Below are 19,214 nucleotides of genomic sequence, written 5' to 3'. Positions count from 1 at the left end.
GGTCGCCACACGGCGGCCGCCCCTCCGCGCGTCGCCGCGCGGGTGTCAACGCGAGGCGAGCCAGGCGTCCTCGGCCGCGTAGTCGAACCAGTCCTGCCCGTACTTCGCCAGGTTCGGGAACGCCTCCAGCCACCCCCGGCCCGCGAGCCGCTCCGTCAGCCACTCCACCGTCGCCGACAGCGACTCCGCGTACCCCACCACCGGCCGGTAGCCCAGCTCCCGCTCCGCCGCCGTCATGTCGTACACGATCGGCGCGTCCAGGCCCCACGGCGTCTCGCCCACGATGCCCACCGGCGGCGGCCCGTCCACGAGCACGAGCTCGCTCTCCACGCCCACGACCGCGTCCACCGCCGCGGAGATCTCCGCGGTCGTCGGCACGTCCGGATCGCCGGCGTTGAGGACCCGCGTGCCCGGCCGCGCCGCCGCGAGCCGGATCAGCTCGGCCAGATTGTCCACGTTCGCCGGGTGGAACTGCGACAGGCCGTTGTACGCGAGCACCCGCACCGGCCGCCGGTCGAGGGCCCGTTTCACGAAGAACAGCTCCCGCGGCGACCGGCAGTGCGGGCCGTGGATCGAGCCCGCGCGCAGCAGCGTCGTCGGCAGCAGCTCCCCGGCCGCCGTCAGCGCCTGCTCCAGGGCGACCTTCCGCGTGCTGTACGTGCCGTCGCCCGGGGCCACCGTCGCCAGCGACTCCGGGATCGGCACCGGATAGCGCGGGAAGCCGTCCGGCTGGTCCTGGGTGTCGAAGCTGCGCCCCTGCGCGTCCTCGTACACCGCCCCGCTGGAGATCACCACCGCCGAGCCGATCCGGTCCGCGAGCCCGGTCAACTGGGCGGCGTGCCCGGCGTCGTACGCCACCACGTCCACCAGGACGTCGGTGCCCTCACCGAGCGCCGCCGCCAGCGCCCCCTCCTCGTTCCGGTCGAGCGCGACCGACCGGACCCCGTCCGGCCACCTGTCGTCCCCGGCACCGCCCCGCGAGGCGGCCGTCACCTCCCAGCCGTCCGCGACGAGCGCCCGCACGGCCGCCCGCCCCACCTGTCCCGTCGCACCCAGCACGAACGCGTTTCCCTTGGTCATGACCGGGACGCTACGGCCGCCCGGGGCGGCGGCACAGAGAATTGCGCCGTGCGCGGATCCGCCCTCAGCGTTCCCCGTCCGGGAACTTCTCCGAGGCGGACTCCGCGGCCTTCACCACCGCCGCGTACTCGTCCACGTACTCGTACATGATCTCGTCCGTCACCGCGCGGACCACGGCCTTCTCACCCGCCGACCCGGCGAACCGGGAGAAGTCCAGCGGTGCCCCGAACCGGATGGTGACCCGGCGGATCCTCGGCACGACCTTCCCCGGCGGCTGGATCTCGAAGGTCCCCACCATCGCGCACGGCACCACCGGCACCCCGGCCGTCAGCGCCATCACCGCCACCCCCACCTTGCCCTTGTAGAGCCGGCCGTCGTGCGAACGCGTCCCCTCGGGATAGATCCCGAGCAGCTCGCCCCGGTCGAGGACGCCGAGCCCCTCCCGGATCGCCGCCTTGCCGGCCTCCTTCCCCGACCGGTCCACCGGGATCTGCCCGGCGGCCCGGAAGAAGGCGGCCGTCAACCGGCCCTTGAGCCCCGGCCCCGTGAAGTACTCCTGCTTCGCGAGGAAGGTGATCCGCCGGTCGAGCACGACCGGCATCAGGAAGTGGTCGGAGAAGGAGAGGTGATTGCCCGCGACGATCGCGGCCCCCTCCTCCGGGATGTGTTCGAGCCCCTCGATCCGCGGCCGGAAGAGCAGCCTGAGGAGCGGTCCGAGCAGGACGTACTTCATCAGCTGGTAGAACACGCGCGACCCCCGTTCGTCGTCCGTCACGCCCCGTTGTATCCCCGCGCGCGCCCGTGGTCCACTGGTGGGGGAGCGTCACATGACAGGCGAGCGCGGGGTCAGGCGCCCCGGCCGCGTCCTCACCGCGCTGCTGTGCGCGCTGACGGCGGCCGGGCTCCACGGCTGCTCCGGCTCGGGCCCGTCGGAGCCCAGCCCCACGCCGACGACCGCGCCCGCCACGACGCCCGCCCCCACGACGCCCGCCCCCACGCGCACCGGCCTCTCGCCCTTCACGGGACTCCCTGCCCGGCCGGCCCCCGTCCTGGCCGTGAAGCTCGACAACGTGCCGGCGGCCCGCCCCCACACCGGACTCGGCGCGGCCGACCTCGTCTACGTCGAACAGGTCGAGGGCGGAGTGACCCGGCTCATGGCCGTCTACTCCTCCCACCTCCCCGCCCTCACCGGCCCCGTCCGCAGCGCCCGAGAATCCGACATCGCCCTGCTAAGCGACTTCGGCCACCCCGTCCTCGCCTACTCCGGCGCCCAGTCGGCCCTCAACCCGCTGCTGCGGGCCGCGCCCCTCCACCTCGTCACGGAGGGCACCACACCCCAGGCCTTCCGGCGCTCGGCGGACCGCCCCGTCCCGCACAACCTGTACCTGCGCCCCGGCCGCGCCCTCGCGGCCGCCCCGGGCGCCGACGACCCGCGGGACATCGGCTTCCGCTTCGGTCCCGCCCCGCCCGGCGGCACCCCGGTGAAGACCTCGGCCGTCCGCTACCCGGCGGCCCGCTACACCTTCACGTGGTCCGCCGCCGACCACGCCTGGCGGGTGGCCATGGACGGCCGCCAGGCCCGTGCCACCGACACCGGCCCGCTCACCCCGGAGACGGTCGTCGTCCAGCGCGTCACGATCCGTCCCTCGCGCTTCCACGACCGCTTCGGCTCGGTCTCCCCGTACAGCGAGACCGTGGGCAGCGGTACGGCGCTCGTCCTGCGCGACGGACGCGCCTACGAGGCCCGCTGGTCCCGCCCCTCGGCCGCGTCCGGCACCACCTTCGCCACCCCGGCCGGAAAGCCCCTGCCCTTCGCCCCGGGCCAGACCTGGATCGTCCTGGCCCCGCGCGGCTAGGGCCTGTCCTTGGGATCAGGCCCTGGCGCGTGCCGCCGGTCAGGAGGTGGTGCCCGGCGGGCGGGACCGTGGAGAAGGTGGTACGGAGCTGTCCGCCGCCGCCATCCCGATCGTCACCACGATCAGGACCACCAGGCCGAACCAGAGCCAGCCGCTGCTGCCGAGCGCCACCGTGTAGGCCGTCGTCAGCACCAGCGCGGCGCACGTGAGCACCGTCATCGTCTTCGTGGGACCGGACATCAGCCCGCCCTCCTCCCGACCGGGGCCGCGGAAGCCGTTCAGCCCATCGTGACCCCCCGAGAGGGGCGCGCGCTACTCCCCGGACGCTCCGGCGTGCGCCGGGACGCGAAAGGGCCCGGCGCCGCGCGCGGCACCGGACCCGGAAGCGAGGCCGGAGAAGGTCAGCTGCTCCGCCCCTGCAGGCTCGCCAGATAGGCGTTGTACGCCTCCAGCTCCTTGTCGCCGTCCCGGTCGGCGGCCCGGTCCTTGCGGACGGCCTGCCGCTGCTCGGAGTGGTACCACTGGTAGACCAGCGCGATCAGCACGAGCACCGACGGGATCTCGCTGAACGCCCAGGCGATGCCGCCCGCCGCGTTCTGGTCGGCGAGCGCGTCGATCCCGAGCGAGGCCGGCGGGTTCTTGTACGCCTCCACCATCGGCTGCGTCGCCATCATCATGGCGATGCCGAAGAACGCGTGGAACGGCATGCCCGCGAACAGCTCCAGCATCCGCATCACGTACCCCGGCCGGTGCGGACCCGGGTCCACGCCCATGATCGGCCAGAAGAAGATCAGGCCCACCATCAGGAAGTGCACCATCATCCCGATGTGCCCGACCCTGGAGCCCATCAGGAAGTCGAAGAGCGGCGAGAAGTACAGCCCGTACAGGCTCGCGATGAACATGGAGATGGTGAACGCCGGGTGCGTGATCACCTTCATGTACCGGCTGTGCAGCAGCTTCAGGAGCAGCTCGCGCGGCCCCGTCGAGCCCCGGCCCGCCACCGGCAGCGCCCGCAGGGCGAGGGTCACCGGAGCGCCGAGCAGCAGCAGGATCGGCGACAGCATGGAGATCACCATGTGCTGCACCATGTGCACGCTGAACATGACCATGCCGTAGTCGTTGAGCTTGGTGCACATCATCAGGGCGACGGTCAGCACGCCGACGGTGAAGAGGACCGTCCGGCTGACCGGCCACGCGTCACCGCGCCGCCGCAGCCGCGCCACTCCCCACCCGTACAGACCGAGCGCCGCGAGGCAGCCGATCAGGAAGAAGAGGTCGGGAGAGAACTCCAGGCCCCGCCCCAGCGTGAACGGCGGCAGATCCGTGGTCATGCCGTGCCCGCTGTGATCCATCCGTACACTCCTGGAGCCCGATTCGCGCTTGTTGTCCGCACCAGACTAGAACCGCCCCCGGCCGCGACTGCGACCGGGGGCGGATGTCACGGACGGGAGCCGTCAGAGCACGCACTCCGCCTCGGCGTAGCGGTCGGCCGGGACCGTCTTGAGGGTCTCGACGGCCTGCGCGAGCGGGACCATCGTGATCTCCGTGCCGCGCAGCGCGGTCAGCATGCCGAACTCGCCGCGGTGCGCCGCCTCGACGGCGTGCCAGCCGAAGCGGGTGGCGAGGACGCGGTCGTACGCGGTCGGGGTGCCCCCGCGCTGGACGTGACCCAGGATGACCGGGCGGGCCTCCTTGCCGAGGCGTCCCTCCAGCTCGGCGGAGAGCTGGTTGGCGATGCCGGTGAAGCGCTCGTGGCCGTAGATGTCGGTGCCGGCGGTCTTGAAGTCCATCGAGCCCTCGCGCGGCTTCGCGCCCTCGGCGACGACCACGATCGCGAACCGCTTGCCGGCCTCGAAGCGCTCGCCGACCCGGGCGGTCAGCTCGTCGATGTCGAAGGGGCGCTCGGGGACGACCACGGCGTGCGCGCCGGCGGCCATGCCGGAGTGCAGCGCTATCCAGCCGGTGTGGCGGCCCATCACCTCGACGACGAGGACCCGCTGGTGCGACTCGGCGGTGGTCTTCAGCCGGTCGAGGGCCTCGGTGGCGACGGTGACGGCGGTGTCGAAGCCGAAGGTGACGTCGGTGGAGGCGATGTCGTTGTCGATCGTCTTGGGGACGCCGACGATCGGGAGGCCCGCCTGGGAGAGCAGGTTGGCCGCCTTGAGGGTGCCCTCGCCGCCGATCGGGATGATGGCGTCGAGACCGAGGTCGGCGACGTGGCCCTTGGCCCGCTCGACGCCGTCGACGAGGTGCGCGGGCTGGACCCGCGAGGAGCCGAGGATGGTGCCGCCCCGGGCCAGGATGCCGCCCACCGCGTCGAGATCGAGCTTGCGGTAGTCGCACTCCAGGAGGCCCTTCCACCCGTCGTGGAAGCCGATGACCTCGTCGCCGTGATCGACGACGGCGCGGTGCACGACGGAACGGATGACAGCGTTCAGACCGGGGCAGTCTCCGCCGGAGGTGAGCACGCCAATGCGCATAGCCCAAAAACCTTTGCAACGTGGGCCGACTCCCGGACCACGTCGTCCGGCTGGATCCCCGCCACCCTATCGTCGCAGGGTGGCGGGGCCGAACCGGATGTCCGCACAGTGGACAACGTACGTTCGTACGAGGGACCGACGGCGGTGCGCGGATTGACTCAGGCGGGCTGGGTCGCCGCCGCGATGCGCTCCGCGCGCAGCGCCTCGTACCAGCGGTCGTCGGTCGGCGGCAGTGCGTTCACGTCGAGGGCCAGCTTCAGGAGCAGGTCCGCGATCTGCGGGTTCCGCGCCATGACGGGGCCGTGCATGTACGTGCCGAAGACGGTGTCGTTGTACGCGCCCTCGGTGCCGTCGCCGGTCCCGTTGCCGTTGCCGAACACGGTCCGGGCGAACGGCCGGGCCGTCGGGCCGAGATGGGTGATGCCCTGGTGGTTCTCGAATCCGGTCAGCTGGGGCAGGCCCAGGCGCGGGTCGATGTCCGCGAGGACGTCGCCGACGCAGCGGGCGCCCTCGCCGCGGGTCGAGATCACGTCGATGAGCCCGAGGCCGGGCTCGCGCTCGCCGAGGTCGTTGATGAACTCGTGGCCCAGGATCTGGTACCCGGCGCAGACCGAGAAGATGATCGCGCCGTTGGAGGCGGCCCGGCTCAGGCCGCCGTCCCGCCGGAGCCGCTCCGCCGCGAGCCGCTGCGGACGGTCCTCGCCGCCGCCGATCAGGTAGATGTCGCCCGAGGTCGGCACCGGCTGGTCGCTGCGGACGTCGACGCGCTCGACGCTGAGGCCGCGCTGTTCGGCACGGCGCTGGACGACGAGGACGTTGCCCTGGTCGCCGTAGGTGCTGAGCAGGTCCGGGTAGACCCAGACCAGGCGCAGGCTGCTGTCACTCATGCTGCAAGTCCTCTACGGGTCAGTTGCCGACGCGGCGGCGGACGTCCTGGAAGGCGGTGTAGTTGGCGATCAGTTCGATCTGCCCGGGCGGGGCCATCGCGACGGCCTCGTCGAGCGTCTCGCAGACGCGGAAGTCCACGCCCGCGACCTCCAGGCGGACCGCCAGGTCCAGCTTCCGGTCGCCGATCACCATGATCGGGTGGCCGGCGAGCCGGCCGTAGTCCACGTCCCACAGCCAGGAGGTGTCCGTGCCGTCGGCGCCGCGCGCGTTGACGGACAGGATCACCGGGGCGGGCGGCCCGTCGATGAGGGAAAACGTTTCGAGCCAGCCGGCCGGGTTCTTCGCCAGGAGCAGACGCAGGTCGCGGTTCTGGAAGGAGACCACGTCGTAGCGTCCGGCGACGGCCTGCACCTGGTACATGCGCTCCAGGGCCACCTGCGGCGGCACCCCGAAGACGGCGGCGACGGCGGCCGAGGTCGCGGCGTTCGCCTTGTTGGCGCGGCCGGGCAGCTGGAGCCGGATCGGCCAGGCCGAACCGTGCGGGTCGAGCACGTGGTCGCCGCTGAGCGCCCAGCTCGGCGCGGGACGGCGGAAGCCGCACTCGCCGCAGAACCAGTCGTCGCCCGGGCGCTGCATCACACCGCCGCAGGCGGGGCACGACCAGGCGTCGTCCTTCCACTCCTGGCCGGCGGCGACCCACACCACGTTCGGGGAGGAGGAGGCGGCCCACACGATGAGCGGGTCGTCGGCGTTGGCGACGACCACGGCCTTGGTGCCGTTGAGGCCCTCGCGCCACTTCTCGGCGAGCATCCGGGTCTCGGCCGCGCGGTCGAGCTGGTCGCGCGAGAGGTTGAGCAGCGCGATCACCTTGGGCGTGGTGTCCCGGGCGACGCCGGCGAGGTACTTCTCGTCGACCTCGATCACGCCGAACTTGGACTCCGAGCCGCCGGCCAGCGCCGAGGTGATGCCCGCGGGCATGTTGGCGCCCAGGGCGTTCGAGACGACCGGACCGCTGGCGCGCAGCGCCTCCGCGATCAGCCGGGTCGTCGTGGTCTTGCCGTTCGTCGCCGACACCAGGACGACGTCCAGATGCTGCGCGAGCCGGCCCAGCAGGTCGGGGTCGAGCTTCAGCGCCACCCGGCCGCCGATCACCGATCCGCTGCCGCGTCCCGCCGCACGCGACACCGCGGCCGCGGCCTTGCCCGCCGTCACGGCCAGCTTGGCGCGCGGCGACAGCGGCTCTGGATTACCGGGGTGTCCTGACATCGTTCTTGTTCCTCCTTGCGTCGGTCCGGGCTCAGCCTATCGAGATCCGGCCAGGAGCCCGAACAGCGGCACCGTCGAGCGGCCGCACGAAACAGGGAGGTCACAGTGGACCGTACCCTTACGGCCATGCGAAACCGCCCCATCCCCGGCAGTTCCGGCCTCGTCCGAGCGATGACGCTCCTCGGCGACCCCGTGCTGCACAGCCCCTGCGCGCCCGTCACCGACTTCGGACCCCAACTGGCCCGGCTCGTCGAGGACATGTTCGCCACGATGTACGCGGCGCACGGCGTGGGCCTGGCGGCGAACCAGATCGGCGTGGACCTGCGGGTCTTCGTGTACGACTGCCCCGACGACGAGGACAACCGCCACCTGGGCCATGTGGTGAACCCGCGCCTGGTGGAAGCGGACGGCGACGAGATCCGGGGCCCCGAGGGCTGCCTCTCCCTGCCGGGCCTGGAGGCGCCGACGCCCCGCTTCGACCGCGCGGTGGTCGAGGGCGTCCGGATGGACGGCACTCCGATACGGATCGAGGGCACGGGTTTCTTCGCCCGCTGCCTCCAGCACGAGACGGACCACCTGGAGGGCGGGGTCTACGCGGACCACGTCACGGGGTGGCGCAAGTCACGCCTGCTGCGCACGATCCGCAAGCAGCCGTGGGGGAGCGGAGCGGACCGGATCTCGTAGAAGACCGCCCAGGGCCTGTCCTTCGGATCCTGCCGGGCTCGCGGGGCCTAGAAGCCGGGTCCGCCCGGGCGGTCGTCCGCCTCCGCGAGCCGGCCCCACAGCAGGTCCGCCAGGCTCTTGACGAGGTCCGCGCGGGAGCAGGGGCGTTCGCCGAGCCACCAGTCGCCGGCCGCGTGCATCATGCCGACGATGCCGTGGCCCCAGATCCGGGCCTGGGCCTCGGCGGCCGGGCCCAGGTCGACGCGCTCGGCGATGACCTGGCCGAGCTCCTCGCCCATGCGGCGCAGCAGCGGGGCCGAGTGGCGGCCGACGTCGAAGCCCTGCTCGGTCTGGTGGGGCTCCTCCGCGGGGTGCATGAGGAAGCGGTAGACCTGGGGCATCGCCTCGATGGACGCCAGGTACGTGTCGAGGGTGGCCTCGACGCGGCGGCGCCGGTCGGCGGGGGCGTCGAGCGAGGCCCGCAGCGAGGCGAGGAGCGCGTCGGTGTGGCGGGTGGCGAGGGCGCGGTAGAGGCCGCCCTTGTCGCCGAAGTGGCGGTAGAGGATCGGCTTGGTGATCCCGGCCTCGGCCGCGATCGCGTTCATGGAAGCCTGGGGGCCGTCCCGGAGCACCACCCGGTCCGCCGCCTCCAACAGCTCGCGGCGCCGCTGCTCGGCGGGCGTCTGCTGGTCGGTGGCCCGGTGTGCGATGTCCATGTGCGTGTCTCCCCGCCCGTGCGATTCGTGAGGCTGTCGCAACGTAACACCCGGCCGGGATCCGATGTCGGTCGGGCCGAGCCGCTCCACCGCAGGTTGACAGCCTCTACCCGCCGGTAACAGACTGCTGTTACCGCAAGTAACGTCATGCTGGGAGGGAACATGGGCGAGTTCACGCTCGAACTCAACGAGGACCAGAAGCAGGTCCGCGACTGGCTCCACGGCTTCGCCGCCGATGTGATGCGCCCCGCGGCCGCCGAGTGGGACGAGCGTGAGGAGACTCCCTGGCCGATCATCCAGGAAGCGGCCAAGCTCGGCATCTACTCCCTCGATTTCTACGCCCAGCAGTTCTTCGACCCGACCGGCCTCGGCATCCCGATGGCGATGGAGGAGCTCTTCTGGGGCGACGCCGGCATCGCCCTCTCCATCGTCGGCACCGGCCTCGCCGCCGTCGGCGTCCTCGCCAACGGCACCGAGGAGCAGATCGGCACCTGGGTCCCGCAGATGTACGGCGACGCGAACGACGTCAAGGTCGCCGCCTTCTGCTCCTCCGAGCCCGACGCCGGCTCGGACGTCGCCTCCATGCGCACCCGGGCCGTGTACGACGAGGCCAAGGACGAGTGGGTCCTCAACGGCACCAAGACCTGGGCGACCAACGGCGGCATCGCCAACGTCCACGTCGTCGTCGCCGTCGTCGACGCCGAGCTCGGCTCCAAGGGCCACGCCTCGTTCATCGTGCCGCCGAACACCCCCGGCCTGTCCCAGGGCCAGAAGTTCCAGAAGCACGGCATCCGCGCCTCCCACACCGCCGAGGTCGTCCTGGAGGACGTCCGCGTGCCCGGCTCCTGCCTGCTCGGCGGCAAGGACAAGCTGGACGAGCGGCTCGCCCGCGCCCGGGAGAAGGCCAAGGCGGGCGGCGAGCGCGTGAAGAACGCCGCCATGGCCACCTTCGAGGCCTCCCGCCCCGCGGTCGGCGCCATGGCGGTCGGCACCGCCCGCGCCGCGTACGAGGTCGCCCTCGACTACGCCAGGACCCGCGTGCAGTTCGGCCGCCCGATCATCGAGAACCAGGGCGTCGCCTTCCAGCTCGCCGACATGGCCACCCAGATCGACGCCGCCCGGCTCCTCGTCTGGCGCGCCTCCTGGATGGCCACGGCCGGCAAGCCCTTCACCGCGGCCGAGGGCTCCATGTCCAAGCTGTACGCGAGCGAGGTCGCCAAGAAGGTCACCGCCCAGGCCATCCAGATCCTCGGCGGCAACGGCTACACCCGCGAGTACCCGGTGGAGCGCATGCACCGCGACGCCGCCATCTACACGATCTTCGAGGGCACGAGCGAGATCCAGCGCATGGTCATCAGCCGCGCGCTCGCCAAGTAGCGAAACGCCCGCCCGCCGGGTCCGTGAGGGCCCGGCGGGCCCGCGCCCGGCTAGAACGCCGGGCAGTTGCTGCTGATCGGCGTGGTGCCGACGTACAGGACGCCGAACTTGTTGATGTCGACCGTGCTTCCGGCGCCGCCGTAGGTGTTGCTCGACCACACGGCGCGGGTGCTCCAGTCCGGGTACATGACGAAGTTGCCGTCCTGCTGGTAGACGACGTGCGTCCCACCGGCGTACCGCGTGTTGGAGGCCCAGCAGACCTTCCGGGCCCCGTAGCCGTTGCTGCGGTACAGCACCAGGTTTCCGTCGGACTGCATGATCAGGGTGAAGTCGCCGTCTCCCGTGTAGGTCGCACGCTGGATGTACTCGCCGGCTCCGAGGTACTCCCCCTTCACGAGCTGGTTCGAGTACGAGTGCGCCGAGGCGCTGCCGGCGGTCCCCGCCACGACGACGGAGGCCATGGCCGCCGCGATGAGCGACCTGACGGCGGTGCGACGCAGTGTGATGGACATCGTGTTCCCTTTCGCTCTTCGAGGCCGAAAATCAGCCCCCTGGCGGCCGGAAGTCTCGCCCGGGGACACCGCCCGTCCAAGGCCCGAAGAGGCGTGGGACGTCCCGGGAAGCGGCCGGGACGGGGCGTCGCCCCGCGCCCGCCCTCACACGATGCAGAACTCGTTGCCCTCCGGGTCCTGGAGGACCACCGCGTAGTAGTCCATGCCGTGCGGCTCGTCCATCGCGTAGAGCACGGTCGCGCCGAGCGCCGTCAGCCGGGCCACCTCGCCGTCCACGCGCTCGCGCCGGACCGCCAGGGGCACCTCGCGGCCGCCGCCGACCTTCAGGTCCAGGTGGACGCGGTTCTTGACGGTCTTCGGCTCCGGGACCTGCTGGAACCAGACCCGGGGGCCCACACCCTTCGGGTCGACGATGGACTCCGGGAGCTCCCCGGCGTCCTCACCCAGCTCGTCCTCCGGCACGCCGATCGCCTCCCAGTACGCCCGCCAGGTGGCATGACCGGCGGGCGGCGGGTCCGGGATGTACCGCAGGGCGTCCAGCCAGAAGGGCACCAGGCGCTGGGGGTCGGCGCAGTCGATGGTCAGTTGCAGTGTCAGCTCGGGTCGCTCCATGGGAACGAGCCTCGCAGACGCCACTGACAACGGCGGGGAGGACGAACGGCCGGGCCGTTCGCGCCAACAGGCCGAAACTGATCCGCTGTTCGGGGCCCAGGCTACCTGTGAGTCACTTCCTGAGGGACAATCACCGGGCCAGCGACGACCAAGGGGGAACCGATCATGGCCACCACCACCGGAACCGAAGCGCCCCGGCTCGCGGGAAGCCCGCTCCTCGGCTCCATGCTCGACCTCAAGAAGGACTCGCTGGGCACCTTCCTGCGCGCCCGGAGCGAGCACGGCGACGTCGTGAAGCTGACCGCGGGCCCGCCCGGAATCGGCGCCACCTTCTACGGCGTCTTCTCCGCCGAGGGCGCCCAGCAGGTCCTCGCCGGAGAGTCCGCCAACTTCCGCAAGGACAACGCCTTCTACCAGGAGATCCGCGAGTCGTTCGGCAACGGCCTGCTGACCAGCCAGGACGAGGACTACCTCCGCCAGCGCCGGCTCGTCCAGCCGCTCTTCACCAAGCGCCGCGTCGACAGCTACGCGGGGGCCATCGCCGACGAGGTCACGACCCTCCTCGGCGAATGGCAGGACGCCGGCGCGGAGACCGTCGACGTCCTCCACGAGATGACCCGCCTCGCCCTGCGCGCGGTCGCCCGCATCCTCTTCGGCACCGACGTGGACGCGGCCGTCGAGATCGTCGAGCGCTGCTTCCCCGAACTCGGTGCCTACGTGCTCCGCCGCGGCTACTCCCCGGTCAAGTTCCCGCGCCACTGGCCCACCCCCGGCAACCGCAAGGCCGCCGCCGTCCACCAGGCGCTGTACGAGGTCTGCGACCGGATCATCGCCGAGCGGCGCGCCTCCGGCCGGGCCTCCGCCGAGGGCGACGACCTCCTCACCCTCCTCGTCGAGGCCGAGAGCGCCGAGGACGGCAGCTTCGACGCCACCGAGCTGCGCGAGCAGGTCCTCGTCTTCCTGCTCGCCGGGCACGAGACCACCGCCACCTCCCTCGGCTTCGCCCTCCACCTCCTCGCCCGCCACCCGGAGGTGCTGAAGCGCACCCACGAGGAGGTCGACCGGGTCCTCGGCGGCCGTACCCCCGGCGCCGCCGACCTCGACGCGCTGCCCTACCTCACGCAGGTGCTCAAGGAGGCCATGCGCCTCTTCCCCGCCGCCCCGGCCACCGGCCGCCGCGCCGTCGCGGAGACCGTGATCGACGGCGTCACCATCCCGGCGGGCGCGGACGTCATCGTCGCCTCCTGGGTCACCCACCGGCACCCCGCCTACTGGGAGGACCCGGAGCGCTTCGACCCGGACCGCTTCACGCCCGAGGCGGAGGCGGCCCGGCCCCGGTACGCCTGGTTCCCGTTCGGCGGCGGCCCCCGGGCCTGCATCGGCCAGCACTTCTCGATGTTGGAGTCGGTGATCGCACTGGCGATGATCCTCCAGAAGTACGACTTCGAGGCCGTCGACACGGAGGTGCCCGTGGGCTCCGCGATCACCCTCACCACGCACGGCCCGGCCCGCTGCCGGCTGGTGCCCAGGACGGCGTGACCGGGCGGGGGAGCGGCCGGCCCGGGCCGCTCCCCGTCCTCCCCCTACAGCCTGGTCGCGACGACGACCGTCGCCCACCACTCCTCGGAGGTGACGACGCGCGCCGTCAGACCGGCCGCGGACATCACCGCGAGGGCCGTCTCCGCCTGCCGCTCGCTCGTCTCCACCAGCAGGTGCCCGCCCGGCGCCAGCCACTCCGGCGCCTCGGCGGCGACCCGCCGCATGACGTCGAGCCCGTCCGCGCCGCCGTCGAGCGTGACGTGCGGCTCGTGGTCGCGGGCCTCGGGCGGCAGCAGCCCTATCTCGCCGGTCGGTACGTACGGCACATTGGCGACCAGGACCCCGACGCGGCCGCGCAGCTCCCGCGGCAGCGGAGCGAAGAGGTCCCCCTCGTACACGCGGCCGCCGCGCGGCTCGACGTTCCGCCGGGCGCAGCGCACCGCCGCCGGCTCGATGTCCGAGGCGTGCACCTCCGCGCCCTCGACCTCGGCGAGCAGCACCGCGCCCGCCGCGCCGGAGCCGCAGCACAGGTCGACGCAGACGGCGCCCGGCCGGGCCAGCTCCACCGCCCGGCCGACGAGGAACTCCGTACGCCGCCGGGGCACGAAGACCCCGCCGTCGACCTCGATCCGGAGCCCGGCGAACTCGGCCCACCCCAGGACGTGCTCCAGAGGCAGGCCGGAGGCCCGCCGCTCGACCATGAGGTCGAGCTCGGCGGGCCCGGCGGCGGTCGCGAGGAGCATCTCCGCCTCTTCTTCGGCGAAGACGCAGCCGGCGGCGCGCAGCCTTTCGACGACTCCCAGGTCAGACAAGCTGCGCCTCGATCGCCGCCACGACCTCGGGAGCCTCGGGCTCGGTGCGCGGACGGAAGCGGGTGACCCCGCCGTCGCGGCCGATCAGGAACTTCTCGAAGTTCCACTGCACGTCACCGGCCTCGCCCTCGGCGTCGGCGACCTTCACGAGCTCCGAGTAGAGCGGGTGGCGGCCGTCGCCGTTGACGTCCGTCTTCTCCAGGAGCGGGAAGGACACCCCGTAGGTCGCCGAACAGAAGGTCGAGATCTCCTCGGCGCTGCCCGGCTCCTGCCCGGCGAACTGGTTGCAGGGCACCCCGAGCACGGTGAGGCCGCGCTCCCCGTACGCCTTCTGCAGCCGCTCCAGACCCGCGTACTGCGGGGTGAGCCCGCACTTGGAGGCGACGTTCACCACCAGCACGGCCCGGTCACGGTAGTCGGCAAGGGAGACCGGCTCACCGGTCAGGGTCTTCAACGGAATGTCGTACAGGCTCATGGACTGCTCCTCGTCGGAATAGGGTTTGATCTCAGCATGGGAGACGAACCACTGGCAATCGCGATCGATTCCACGCCGGAGCCGGGACCGCGCCGCGTGTACTGCCGCCTCTGCGGCCGCCCCCTGACCGGCGCGGACTCCCGCCGCACCGGCCTGGGCCCCACCTGCGACGCCAAGCTCCACCCCGCGCCCCCGGACATCCGCACCCGCCGCCACGAGGTGACACAGGACACCCTCCCGGGCCTGGACCCGCCGCCGGCCGGCTGAGGCGTCCCTGGCCAAGGCCGCGCCCCGGCGAAGGGCGTGACGCTATCAGCCGTCAAAACCGGTGGGCCAGCGGTTTCGTGGCCCGGCAGGGTGGGCCGCGATGAGACCGAAACCCGAGCAACCGGAGTCCTGAGCATGTCCACCCTGCGCGTCACCGCCGAAGTCCTCACCGTCCATCCGCATCCCAACGCCGACGCCCTCGAACTCGCCCAGGTCGGGCTCTACCGGGCCGTCGTCGCCAAGGGGATCTACAAGACGGGCGATGCCGCCGTCTACATCCCCGAGCAGGCCGTGCTGCCCCTCGCGCTCGTCGAGGAGCTCGGACTCACCGGTCGGCTCGCCGGGGGCAACGCGGACCGGGTGAAGGCGGTGCGGCTGCGCGGGGAGTTGTCGCAGGGGCTCGTGTGCCGCCCGGCCGCGCTCGCCGACGTCGACCTGGTACGGGCCGCGGCCGAGGGAGCCGACTTCGCGGAGACGCTCGGGATCACCAAGTGGGTGCCGCCGATACCGCCGACGATGAGCGGGGAGGTCGAGCCCGCGCCCGAGCTGCTGCCCTGGGTCGACATCGAGAACCTGCAGCGCTATCCGGACGTGTTCGAGCCCGGCGAGGCGGTCGTCCTCACGGAGAAGCTGCACGGCACCGCCTGCCTCCTGACCTTCCACGCCGAGGAGGGCCGGGTCCAGGTCACTTCCAAGGGGTTCGGGGCGAAGGGGCTCGCCCTCAAGGAGGACCCGCGCAACCTGTACTGGCGCGCCGTCCACGGCCACGGGCTCGCCGGCGTCGCCGAGCGGCTCGCCAAGAGGCTCGGCGCCCGCCGCGTGGGGCTCTTCGGCGAGGTGTACGGCTCCGGGGTGCAGGACCTCGCCTACGGCGCCGACGCCCGCTCCGAGACCGTCGGGTACGCCCTCTTCGACGTGTCCGCCGAGATCGACGGGCAGGTGCGGTGGCTGGACCCCGAGGCGGTGACCGACGCCGGTGAGGTGCCGCTCGTACCGCGCCTGTACTCCGGGCCGTACGACCTCGACACCGTCCTCGTGCACGCGAGCGGCCGCGAGACCGTCTCCGGCAGGGAGACGCATCTGCGGGAGGGCGTCGTCATCCGGCCGGCGACCGAGCGGTACAGCCCGGTCACCGGCGGCCGGGCCATCGCCAAGGCCGTCAGCCCGGCCTATCTGACCCGCAAGGGCGGCACCGAGTTCGAGTGACCCGGGCCGTGGTCAGAGCTTCCTGAACAGGCCCTCCTGGACCACCGACACGAGCAGCCTGCCCTCGCGGTCGTAGATGCGGCCGCGGGCCAGGCCCCGGCCGCCCGTCGCGATCGGGGACTCCTGGTCGTACAGGAACCACTCGTCCGCCCGGAACGGCCGGTGGAACCACATCGCGTGGTCCAGGGAGGCCATGTCGAAGCCCCGCGGGCCCCAGAGGGGTTCGACGGGGATCCGGACCGCGTCCAGGAGCGTCATGTCCGAGGCGTACGTGAGGGCGCAGGTGTGGACCAGCGGGTCGTCGCCCAGCGGGCCCACCGCCCGCATCCACACCGCGCTCCGCGGGTCCGCGTCCTTGACCTCCTCCGGCGTCCACCGCAGCCGGTCCACGTACCGGATGTCGAAGGGCTGTCGGCGGGCCATCCGCTCCAGCGCCTCCGGCAGCGCGCCCAGGTGCTGCCGGATCTCGTCGGCGAGGTTCGGCAGGCTGTCCGGGTCGGTCAGGTGCCGCGGCGGCAGCTGATGCTCGAAGGCGCCCTCCTCCGGCTTGTGGAAGGAGGCCGTCAGGTTGAAGATCGTCCGACCCTCCTGGATCGCCGTGACCCGGCGGGTCGTGAACGACCGCCCGTCGCGCACCCGTTCCACCTGGTACACGATCGGCACCCCGGGCCGCCCCGGCCGCAGGAAGTAGGCGTGCAGCGAGTGCACCGGCCGGTCGCCCTCCGTGGTGCGGCCGGCCGCCACCAGGGCCTGACCGGCGACCTGCCCGCCGAAGACCCGCTGCAGCGACTCCTGCGGGCTGCGCCCACGGAAGATGTTCACCTCGATCTGCTCCAGGTCGAGCAGGTCCACGAGCCTCTCGGCGGGGTTGGTCATCCCGGTTCTCCTCTACAGCTGTCCGACGGACGTCACGCGGACCACGGCCCGGCCCTCCTCGTCGGAGGCCGCGAGATCCACCTCCGCGCTGATGCCCCAGTCATGGTCGCCGTTCGGGTCGGCGAAGGTCTGCCGGACGCGCCACAGCCCGTGCGCCGCGTCCTCCTCGATCGCCAGCAGCTTCGGGCCGCGCGCGTCCGGACCCGTACCGAGGTCGTCGTACTCGTCCCAGTAGGCGTCCATCGCCTCGCCCCACGCGTCCGCATCCCAGCCGGCCTCCGCGTCGAGGTCGCCGAGCGCGTCGACGTTGTCGAGGGCGGCCAGCTCCACCCGGCGGAACATCGCGTTGCGCACCAGGACCCGGAAGGCGCGGGCGTTCGCCGTGACCGGCTTGACCTGGTCGGCCTTCTCCTGGGCCTCCTCGGCCGTCTGGATCTCCGGGTTGGCGAGCTGCTCCCACTCGTCGAGCAGCGAGGAGTCCACCTGGCGCACCATCTCGCCCAGCCAGGCGATCAGGTCCTCCAGGTCCTCGGTCTTCAGGTCGTCGGGGATGGTGTGGTCGAGCGCCTTGTACGCGCTCGCCAGGTACCGCAGCACGATGCCCTCGGTCCGGGCCAGCTCGTACCAGGAGGTGAACTCCGTGAACGTCAGGGCCCGTTCGTACATGTCACGGATGACCGACTTAGGCGACACCGGGTGGTCGCCGACCCACGGGTGCGACTTCCGGTACACGTTGTACGCGTGCCAGAGCAGCTCCTCCAGCGGCTTCGGGTACGAGATGTCCTGGAGCCGCTCCATCCGCTCCTCGTACTCGACGCCGTCCGCCTTCATCTGCCCGACGGCCTCCCCGCGCGCCTTGTTCTGCATGGCGGCGAGGATCTGGCGCGGGTCGTCGAGCGTCGACTCGACGACGGACACCATGTCCAGGGCGTACGAGGGGGACTCCGGGTCGAGCAGGTCGAAGGCGGCCAGGGCGAACGTCGACAGCGGCTGGTTGAGCGCGAAGTCCTGCTGGAGGTCGACGGTCAGCCGGATCGTGCGGCCCTCGGCGTCCGGCTCGTCGAGCTGCTCCACCACACCGCCGTCGAGCAGCGAGCGGTAGATCGCGATGGCCCGGCGGATGTGCCGCAGCTGCGCCTTGCGCGGCTCGTGGTTGTCCTCCAGGAGCTTGCGCATCGCCTCGAAGGCGTTGCCGGGACGGGCGATCACCGAGAGCAGCATGATGTTGGTGACCTTGAAGCGGGAGGTCAGCGGCTCCGGCTCGGCGTCGATCAGCTTCTCGAAGGTGGTGTCGCTCCAGGCGACGAAGCCCTCGGGGGCCTTCTTGCGGACCACCTTGCGGCGCTTCTTCGGGTCGTCGCCGGCCTTCGCGAGCGCCTTCTCGTTCTCGATGACGTGCTCGGGGGCCTGGGCCACCACGAAGCCGGCGGTGTCGAAGCCGGCGCGGCCGGCCCGGCCCGCGATCTGGTGGAACTCCCGGGCCCGCAGGGTCCGCACCCGGTTGCCGTCGTACTTGGTGAGGGCCGTGAAGAGCACCGTGCGGATCGGCACGTTCACGCCGACGCCAAGGGTGTCCGTCCCGCAGATCACCTTCAGGAGACCCGCCTGGGCGAGCTTCTCCACCAGCCGCCGGTACTTCGGCAGCATGCCCGCGTGGTGCACTCCGATGCCGTGCCGGACGTACCGCGAGAGGTTCTGGCCGAACTTGGTGGTGAACCGGAAGTTGCCGATGAGCTCGGCGATCTGGTCCTTCTCCTCGCGCGTGCACATGTTGATGCTCATCAGCGACTGCGCGCGCTCGACGGCCTGCGCCTGCGTGAAGTGCACGATGTAGACGGGCGCCTGCTTGGTCTCCAGGAGCTCGGTCAGGGTGTCCGTGATGGGCGTGAGCCGGTACTCGTACGACAGCGGCACGGGCCGGGTCGCCGAGCGGACCACGGAGGTCGGCCGCCCGGTGCGCCGGGTCAGGTCCTTCTCGAACATCGACACGTCGCCGAGCGTCGCCGACATGAGGACGAACTGCGCCTGGGGGAGTTCGAGCAGCGGGATCTGCCAGGCCCAGCCGCGGTCCTGCTCGGCGTAGAAGTGGAACTCGTCCATGACGACCTGGCCGATGTCGGCGTACTTGCCGTCGCGCAGCGCGATCGAGGCGAGCACCTCGGCCGTGCAGCAGATCACCGGGGCGTCCGCGTTCACGGAGGCGTCGCCGGTCAGCATGCCGACGTTCTCGGTGCCGAAGAGCTTGCACAGGTCGAAGAACTTCTCCGACACCAGCGCCTTGATCGGCGCCGTGTAGAAGGTCACCTGGTCATTGGCGAGCGCGGTGAAGTGCGCACCCGCCGCGACCAGCGACTTTCCCGATCCGGTGGGTGTGGACAAGATCACGTTGGCCCCGGAGACGACCTCGATCAGTGCCTCTTCCTGGGCCGGGTAGAGCGTGATGCCCCGGTCCTCGGCCCAGGAGGAGAAGGCCTCGAAGAGGGCGTCGGGGTCGGCGGTCGGCGGCAGCTGATCGATAAGGGTCACGCCCCCATCTTGCCCGCATTCCGCTCGGATGAGGGAACCGGCCATCGGCGGTCTTGATCACGG

General features: G+C 71.9%; 20 protein-coding genes. 6 read left to right on the top strand and 14 right to left on the bottom strand.

The features are described 5' to 3' along the window. Positions 1-45: 45 nt before the first annotated feature. Both AB5J54_RS06295 and AB5J54_RS06290 read right to left on the bottom strand, forming a co-directional pair. Positions 46-1,080, bottom strand: coding sequence for an NAD-dependent epimerase/dehydratase family protein (locus AB5J54_RS06295; protein WP_369142903.1), 1,035 nt, complete (start codon positions 1,078-1,080; stop codon positions 46-48). Between the two features lie 64 nt (positions 1,081-1,144). Next, positions 1,145-1,828, bottom strand: a complete 684-nt coding sequence (locus AB5J54_RS06290; RefSeq protein WP_369149234.1) for a lysophospholipid acyltransferase family protein — start codon at positions 1,826-1,828, stop codon at positions 1,145-1,147. Between the two features lie 79 nt (positions 1,829-1,907). On the opposite strand from AB5J54_RS06290, the gene AB5J54_RS06285 reads away from it, so the two are divergent. Then, a complete protein-coding gene (locus tag AB5J54_RS06285; protein ID WP_369142902.1) occupies positions 1,908-2,936 on the top strand; it encodes a DUF3048 domain-containing protein in 1,029 nt (342 codons plus the stop codon). A gap of 39 nt (positions 2,937-2,975) precedes the next feature. Here the strand turns inward: AB5J54_RS06285 and AB5J54_RS06280 are convergent, their stop codons facing one another. The 5 genes from AB5J54_RS06280 to AB5J54_RS06260 form a co-directional block, all read right to left on the bottom strand. Continuing rightward, positions 2,976-3,176 carry a hypothetical protein gene (locus AB5J54_RS06280; RefSeq protein ID WP_369142901.1) on the bottom strand — a complete coding sequence of 67 codons (201 nt, stop codon included), beginning with the start codon at positions 3,174-3,176 and terminating at the stop codon, positions 2,976-2,978. A 161-nt stretch (positions 3,177-3,337) separates the two neighbouring features. After that, positions 3,338-4,288, bottom strand: coding sequence for a cytochrome c oxidase assembly protein (locus AB5J54_RS06275; protein WP_369142900.1), 951 nt, complete (start codon positions 4,286-4,288; stop codon positions 3,338-3,340). 102 nt (positions 4,289-4,390) lie between these two features. Then, positions 4,391-5,416, bottom strand: coding sequence for a 6-phosphofructokinase (locus tag AB5J54_RS06270; RefSeq protein ID WP_369142899.1), 1,026 nt, complete (start codon positions 5,414-5,416; stop codon positions 4,391-4,393). 158 nt (positions 5,417-5,574) lie between these two features. Continuing rightward, complete coding sequence (locus AB5J54_RS06265; RefSeq protein WP_041128037.1) at positions 5,575-6,303, bottom strand: type 1 glutamine amidotransferase; 729 nt, start codon at positions 6,301-6,303, stop codon at positions 5,575-5,577. A gap of 19 nt (positions 6,304-6,322) precedes the next feature. Continuing rightward, the gene (locus tag AB5J54_RS06260) at positions 6,323-7,570 is read right to left on the bottom strand and encodes a MurT ligase domain-containing protein (protein ID WP_369142898.1); all 1,248 of its coding nucleotides are present in this window, start codon (positions 7,568-7,570) and stop codon (positions 6,323-6,325) included. Between the two features lie 126 nt (positions 7,571-7,696). On the opposite strand from AB5J54_RS06260, the gene def reads away from it, so the two are divergent. Beyond that, a complete protein-coding gene (gene def, locus AB5J54_RS06255) occupies positions 7,697-8,254 on the top strand; it encodes a peptide deformylase (protein ID WP_369142897.1) in 558 nt (185 codons plus the stop codon). 47 nt (positions 8,255-8,301) lie between these two features. Here the strand turns inward: def and AB5J54_RS06250 are convergent, their stop codons facing one another. Next, positions 8,302-8,949, bottom strand: coding sequence for a TetR family transcriptional regulator (locus tag AB5J54_RS06250; protein WP_369142896.1), 648 nt, complete (start codon positions 8,947-8,949; stop codon positions 8,302-8,304). Positions 8,950-9,111: 162 nt separating this feature from the next. On the opposite strand from AB5J54_RS06250, the gene AB5J54_RS06245 reads away from it, so the two are divergent. Continuing rightward, a complete protein-coding gene (locus AB5J54_RS06245; protein WP_369142895.1) occupies positions 9,112-10,326 on the top strand; it encodes an acyl-CoA dehydrogenase family protein in 1,215 nt (404 codons plus the stop codon). A 50-nt stretch (positions 10,327-10,376) separates the two neighbouring features. Here the strand turns inward: AB5J54_RS06245 and AB5J54_RS06240 are convergent, their stop codons facing one another. Together AB5J54_RS06240 and AB5J54_RS06235 are read right to left on the bottom strand one after the other, a co-directional pair. Further along, positions 10,377-10,838 carry a hypothetical protein gene (locus AB5J54_RS06240; RefSeq protein ID WP_369142894.1) on the bottom strand — a complete coding sequence of 154 codons (462 nt, stop codon included), beginning with the start codon at positions 10,836-10,838 and terminating at the stop codon, positions 10,377-10,379. A 144-nt stretch (positions 10,839-10,982) separates the two neighbouring features. Continuing rightward, positions 10,983-11,450: a VOC family protein gene (locus AB5J54_RS06235; protein ID WP_369142893.1), complete on the bottom strand. Its 468-nt coding sequence runs from the start codon at positions 11,448-11,450 to the stop codon at positions 10,983-10,985. A 165-nt stretch (positions 11,451-11,615) separates the two neighbouring features. Here AB5J54_RS06235 and AB5J54_RS06230 point away from each other — a divergent pair, with 165 nt between their 5' ends. Further along, positions 11,616-12,989: a cytochrome P450 gene (locus tag AB5J54_RS06230; protein ID WP_369142892.1), complete on the top strand. Its 1,374-nt coding sequence runs from the start codon at positions 11,616-11,618 to the stop codon at positions 12,987-12,989. A 44-nt stretch (positions 12,990-13,033) separates the two neighbouring features. Here the strand turns inward: AB5J54_RS06230 and AB5J54_RS06225 are convergent, their stop codons facing one another. Together AB5J54_RS06225 and AB5J54_RS06220 are read right to left on the bottom strand one after the other, a co-directional pair. Continuing rightward, complete coding sequence (locus tag AB5J54_RS06225; protein ID WP_369142891.1) at positions 13,034-13,801, bottom strand: putative protein N(5)-glutamine methyltransferase; 768 nt, start codon at positions 13,799-13,801, stop codon at positions 13,034-13,036. Further along, the gene (locus AB5J54_RS06220; RefSeq protein WP_369142890.1) at positions 13,794-14,276 is read right to left on the bottom strand and encodes a glutathione peroxidase; all 483 of its coding nucleotides are present in this window, start codon (positions 14,274-14,276) and stop codon (positions 13,794-13,796) included. The genes AB5J54_RS06225 and AB5J54_RS06220 overlap by 8 nt, the downstream gene beginning before the upstream one ends. A 36-nt stretch (positions 14,277-14,312) precedes the next feature. Here AB5J54_RS06220 and AB5J54_RS06215 point away from each other — a divergent pair, with 36 nt between their 5' ends. Beyond that, the gene (locus AB5J54_RS06215; protein ID WP_369142889.1) at positions 14,313-14,543 is read left to right on the top strand and encodes a DUF6011 domain-containing protein; all 231 of its coding nucleotides are present in this window, start codon (positions 14,313-14,315) and stop codon (positions 14,541-14,543) included. A 135-nt stretch (positions 14,544-14,678) separates the two neighbouring features. Further along, on the top strand, positions 14,679-15,749 hold the full coding sequence (locus AB5J54_RS06210) for an RNA ligase (ATP) (protein ID WP_369142888.1): 1,071 nt from the start codon (positions 14,679-14,681) through the stop codon (positions 15,747-15,749). A gap of 12 nt (positions 15,750-15,761) precedes the next feature. On the opposite strand, the gene AB5J54_RS06205 is transcribed toward AB5J54_RS06210, so the two are convergent. After that, positions 15,762-16,625 (bottom strand): acyl-CoA thioesterase, encoded by an 864-nt coding sequence (locus tag AB5J54_RS06205; protein ID WP_369142887.1) that lies wholly within the window; start codon positions 16,623-16,625, stop codon positions 15,762-15,764. A gap of 12 nt (positions 16,626-16,637) precedes the next feature. Then, on the bottom strand, positions 16,638-19,196 hold the full coding sequence (locus AB5J54_RS06200; RefSeq protein ID WP_369142886.1) for a DEAD/DEAH box helicase: 2,559 nt from the start codon (positions 19,194-19,196) through the stop codon (positions 16,638-16,640). Positions 19,197-19,214 lie beyond the last annotated feature (18 nt).

The organism is Streptomyces sp. R44 (genome assembly GCF_041053105.1).
Lineage (GTDB): Bacteria > Actinomycetota > Actinomycetes > Streptomycetales > Streptomycetaceae > Streptomyces.
This window is presented reverse-complemented; position numbering and strand designations above follow the sequence as displayed.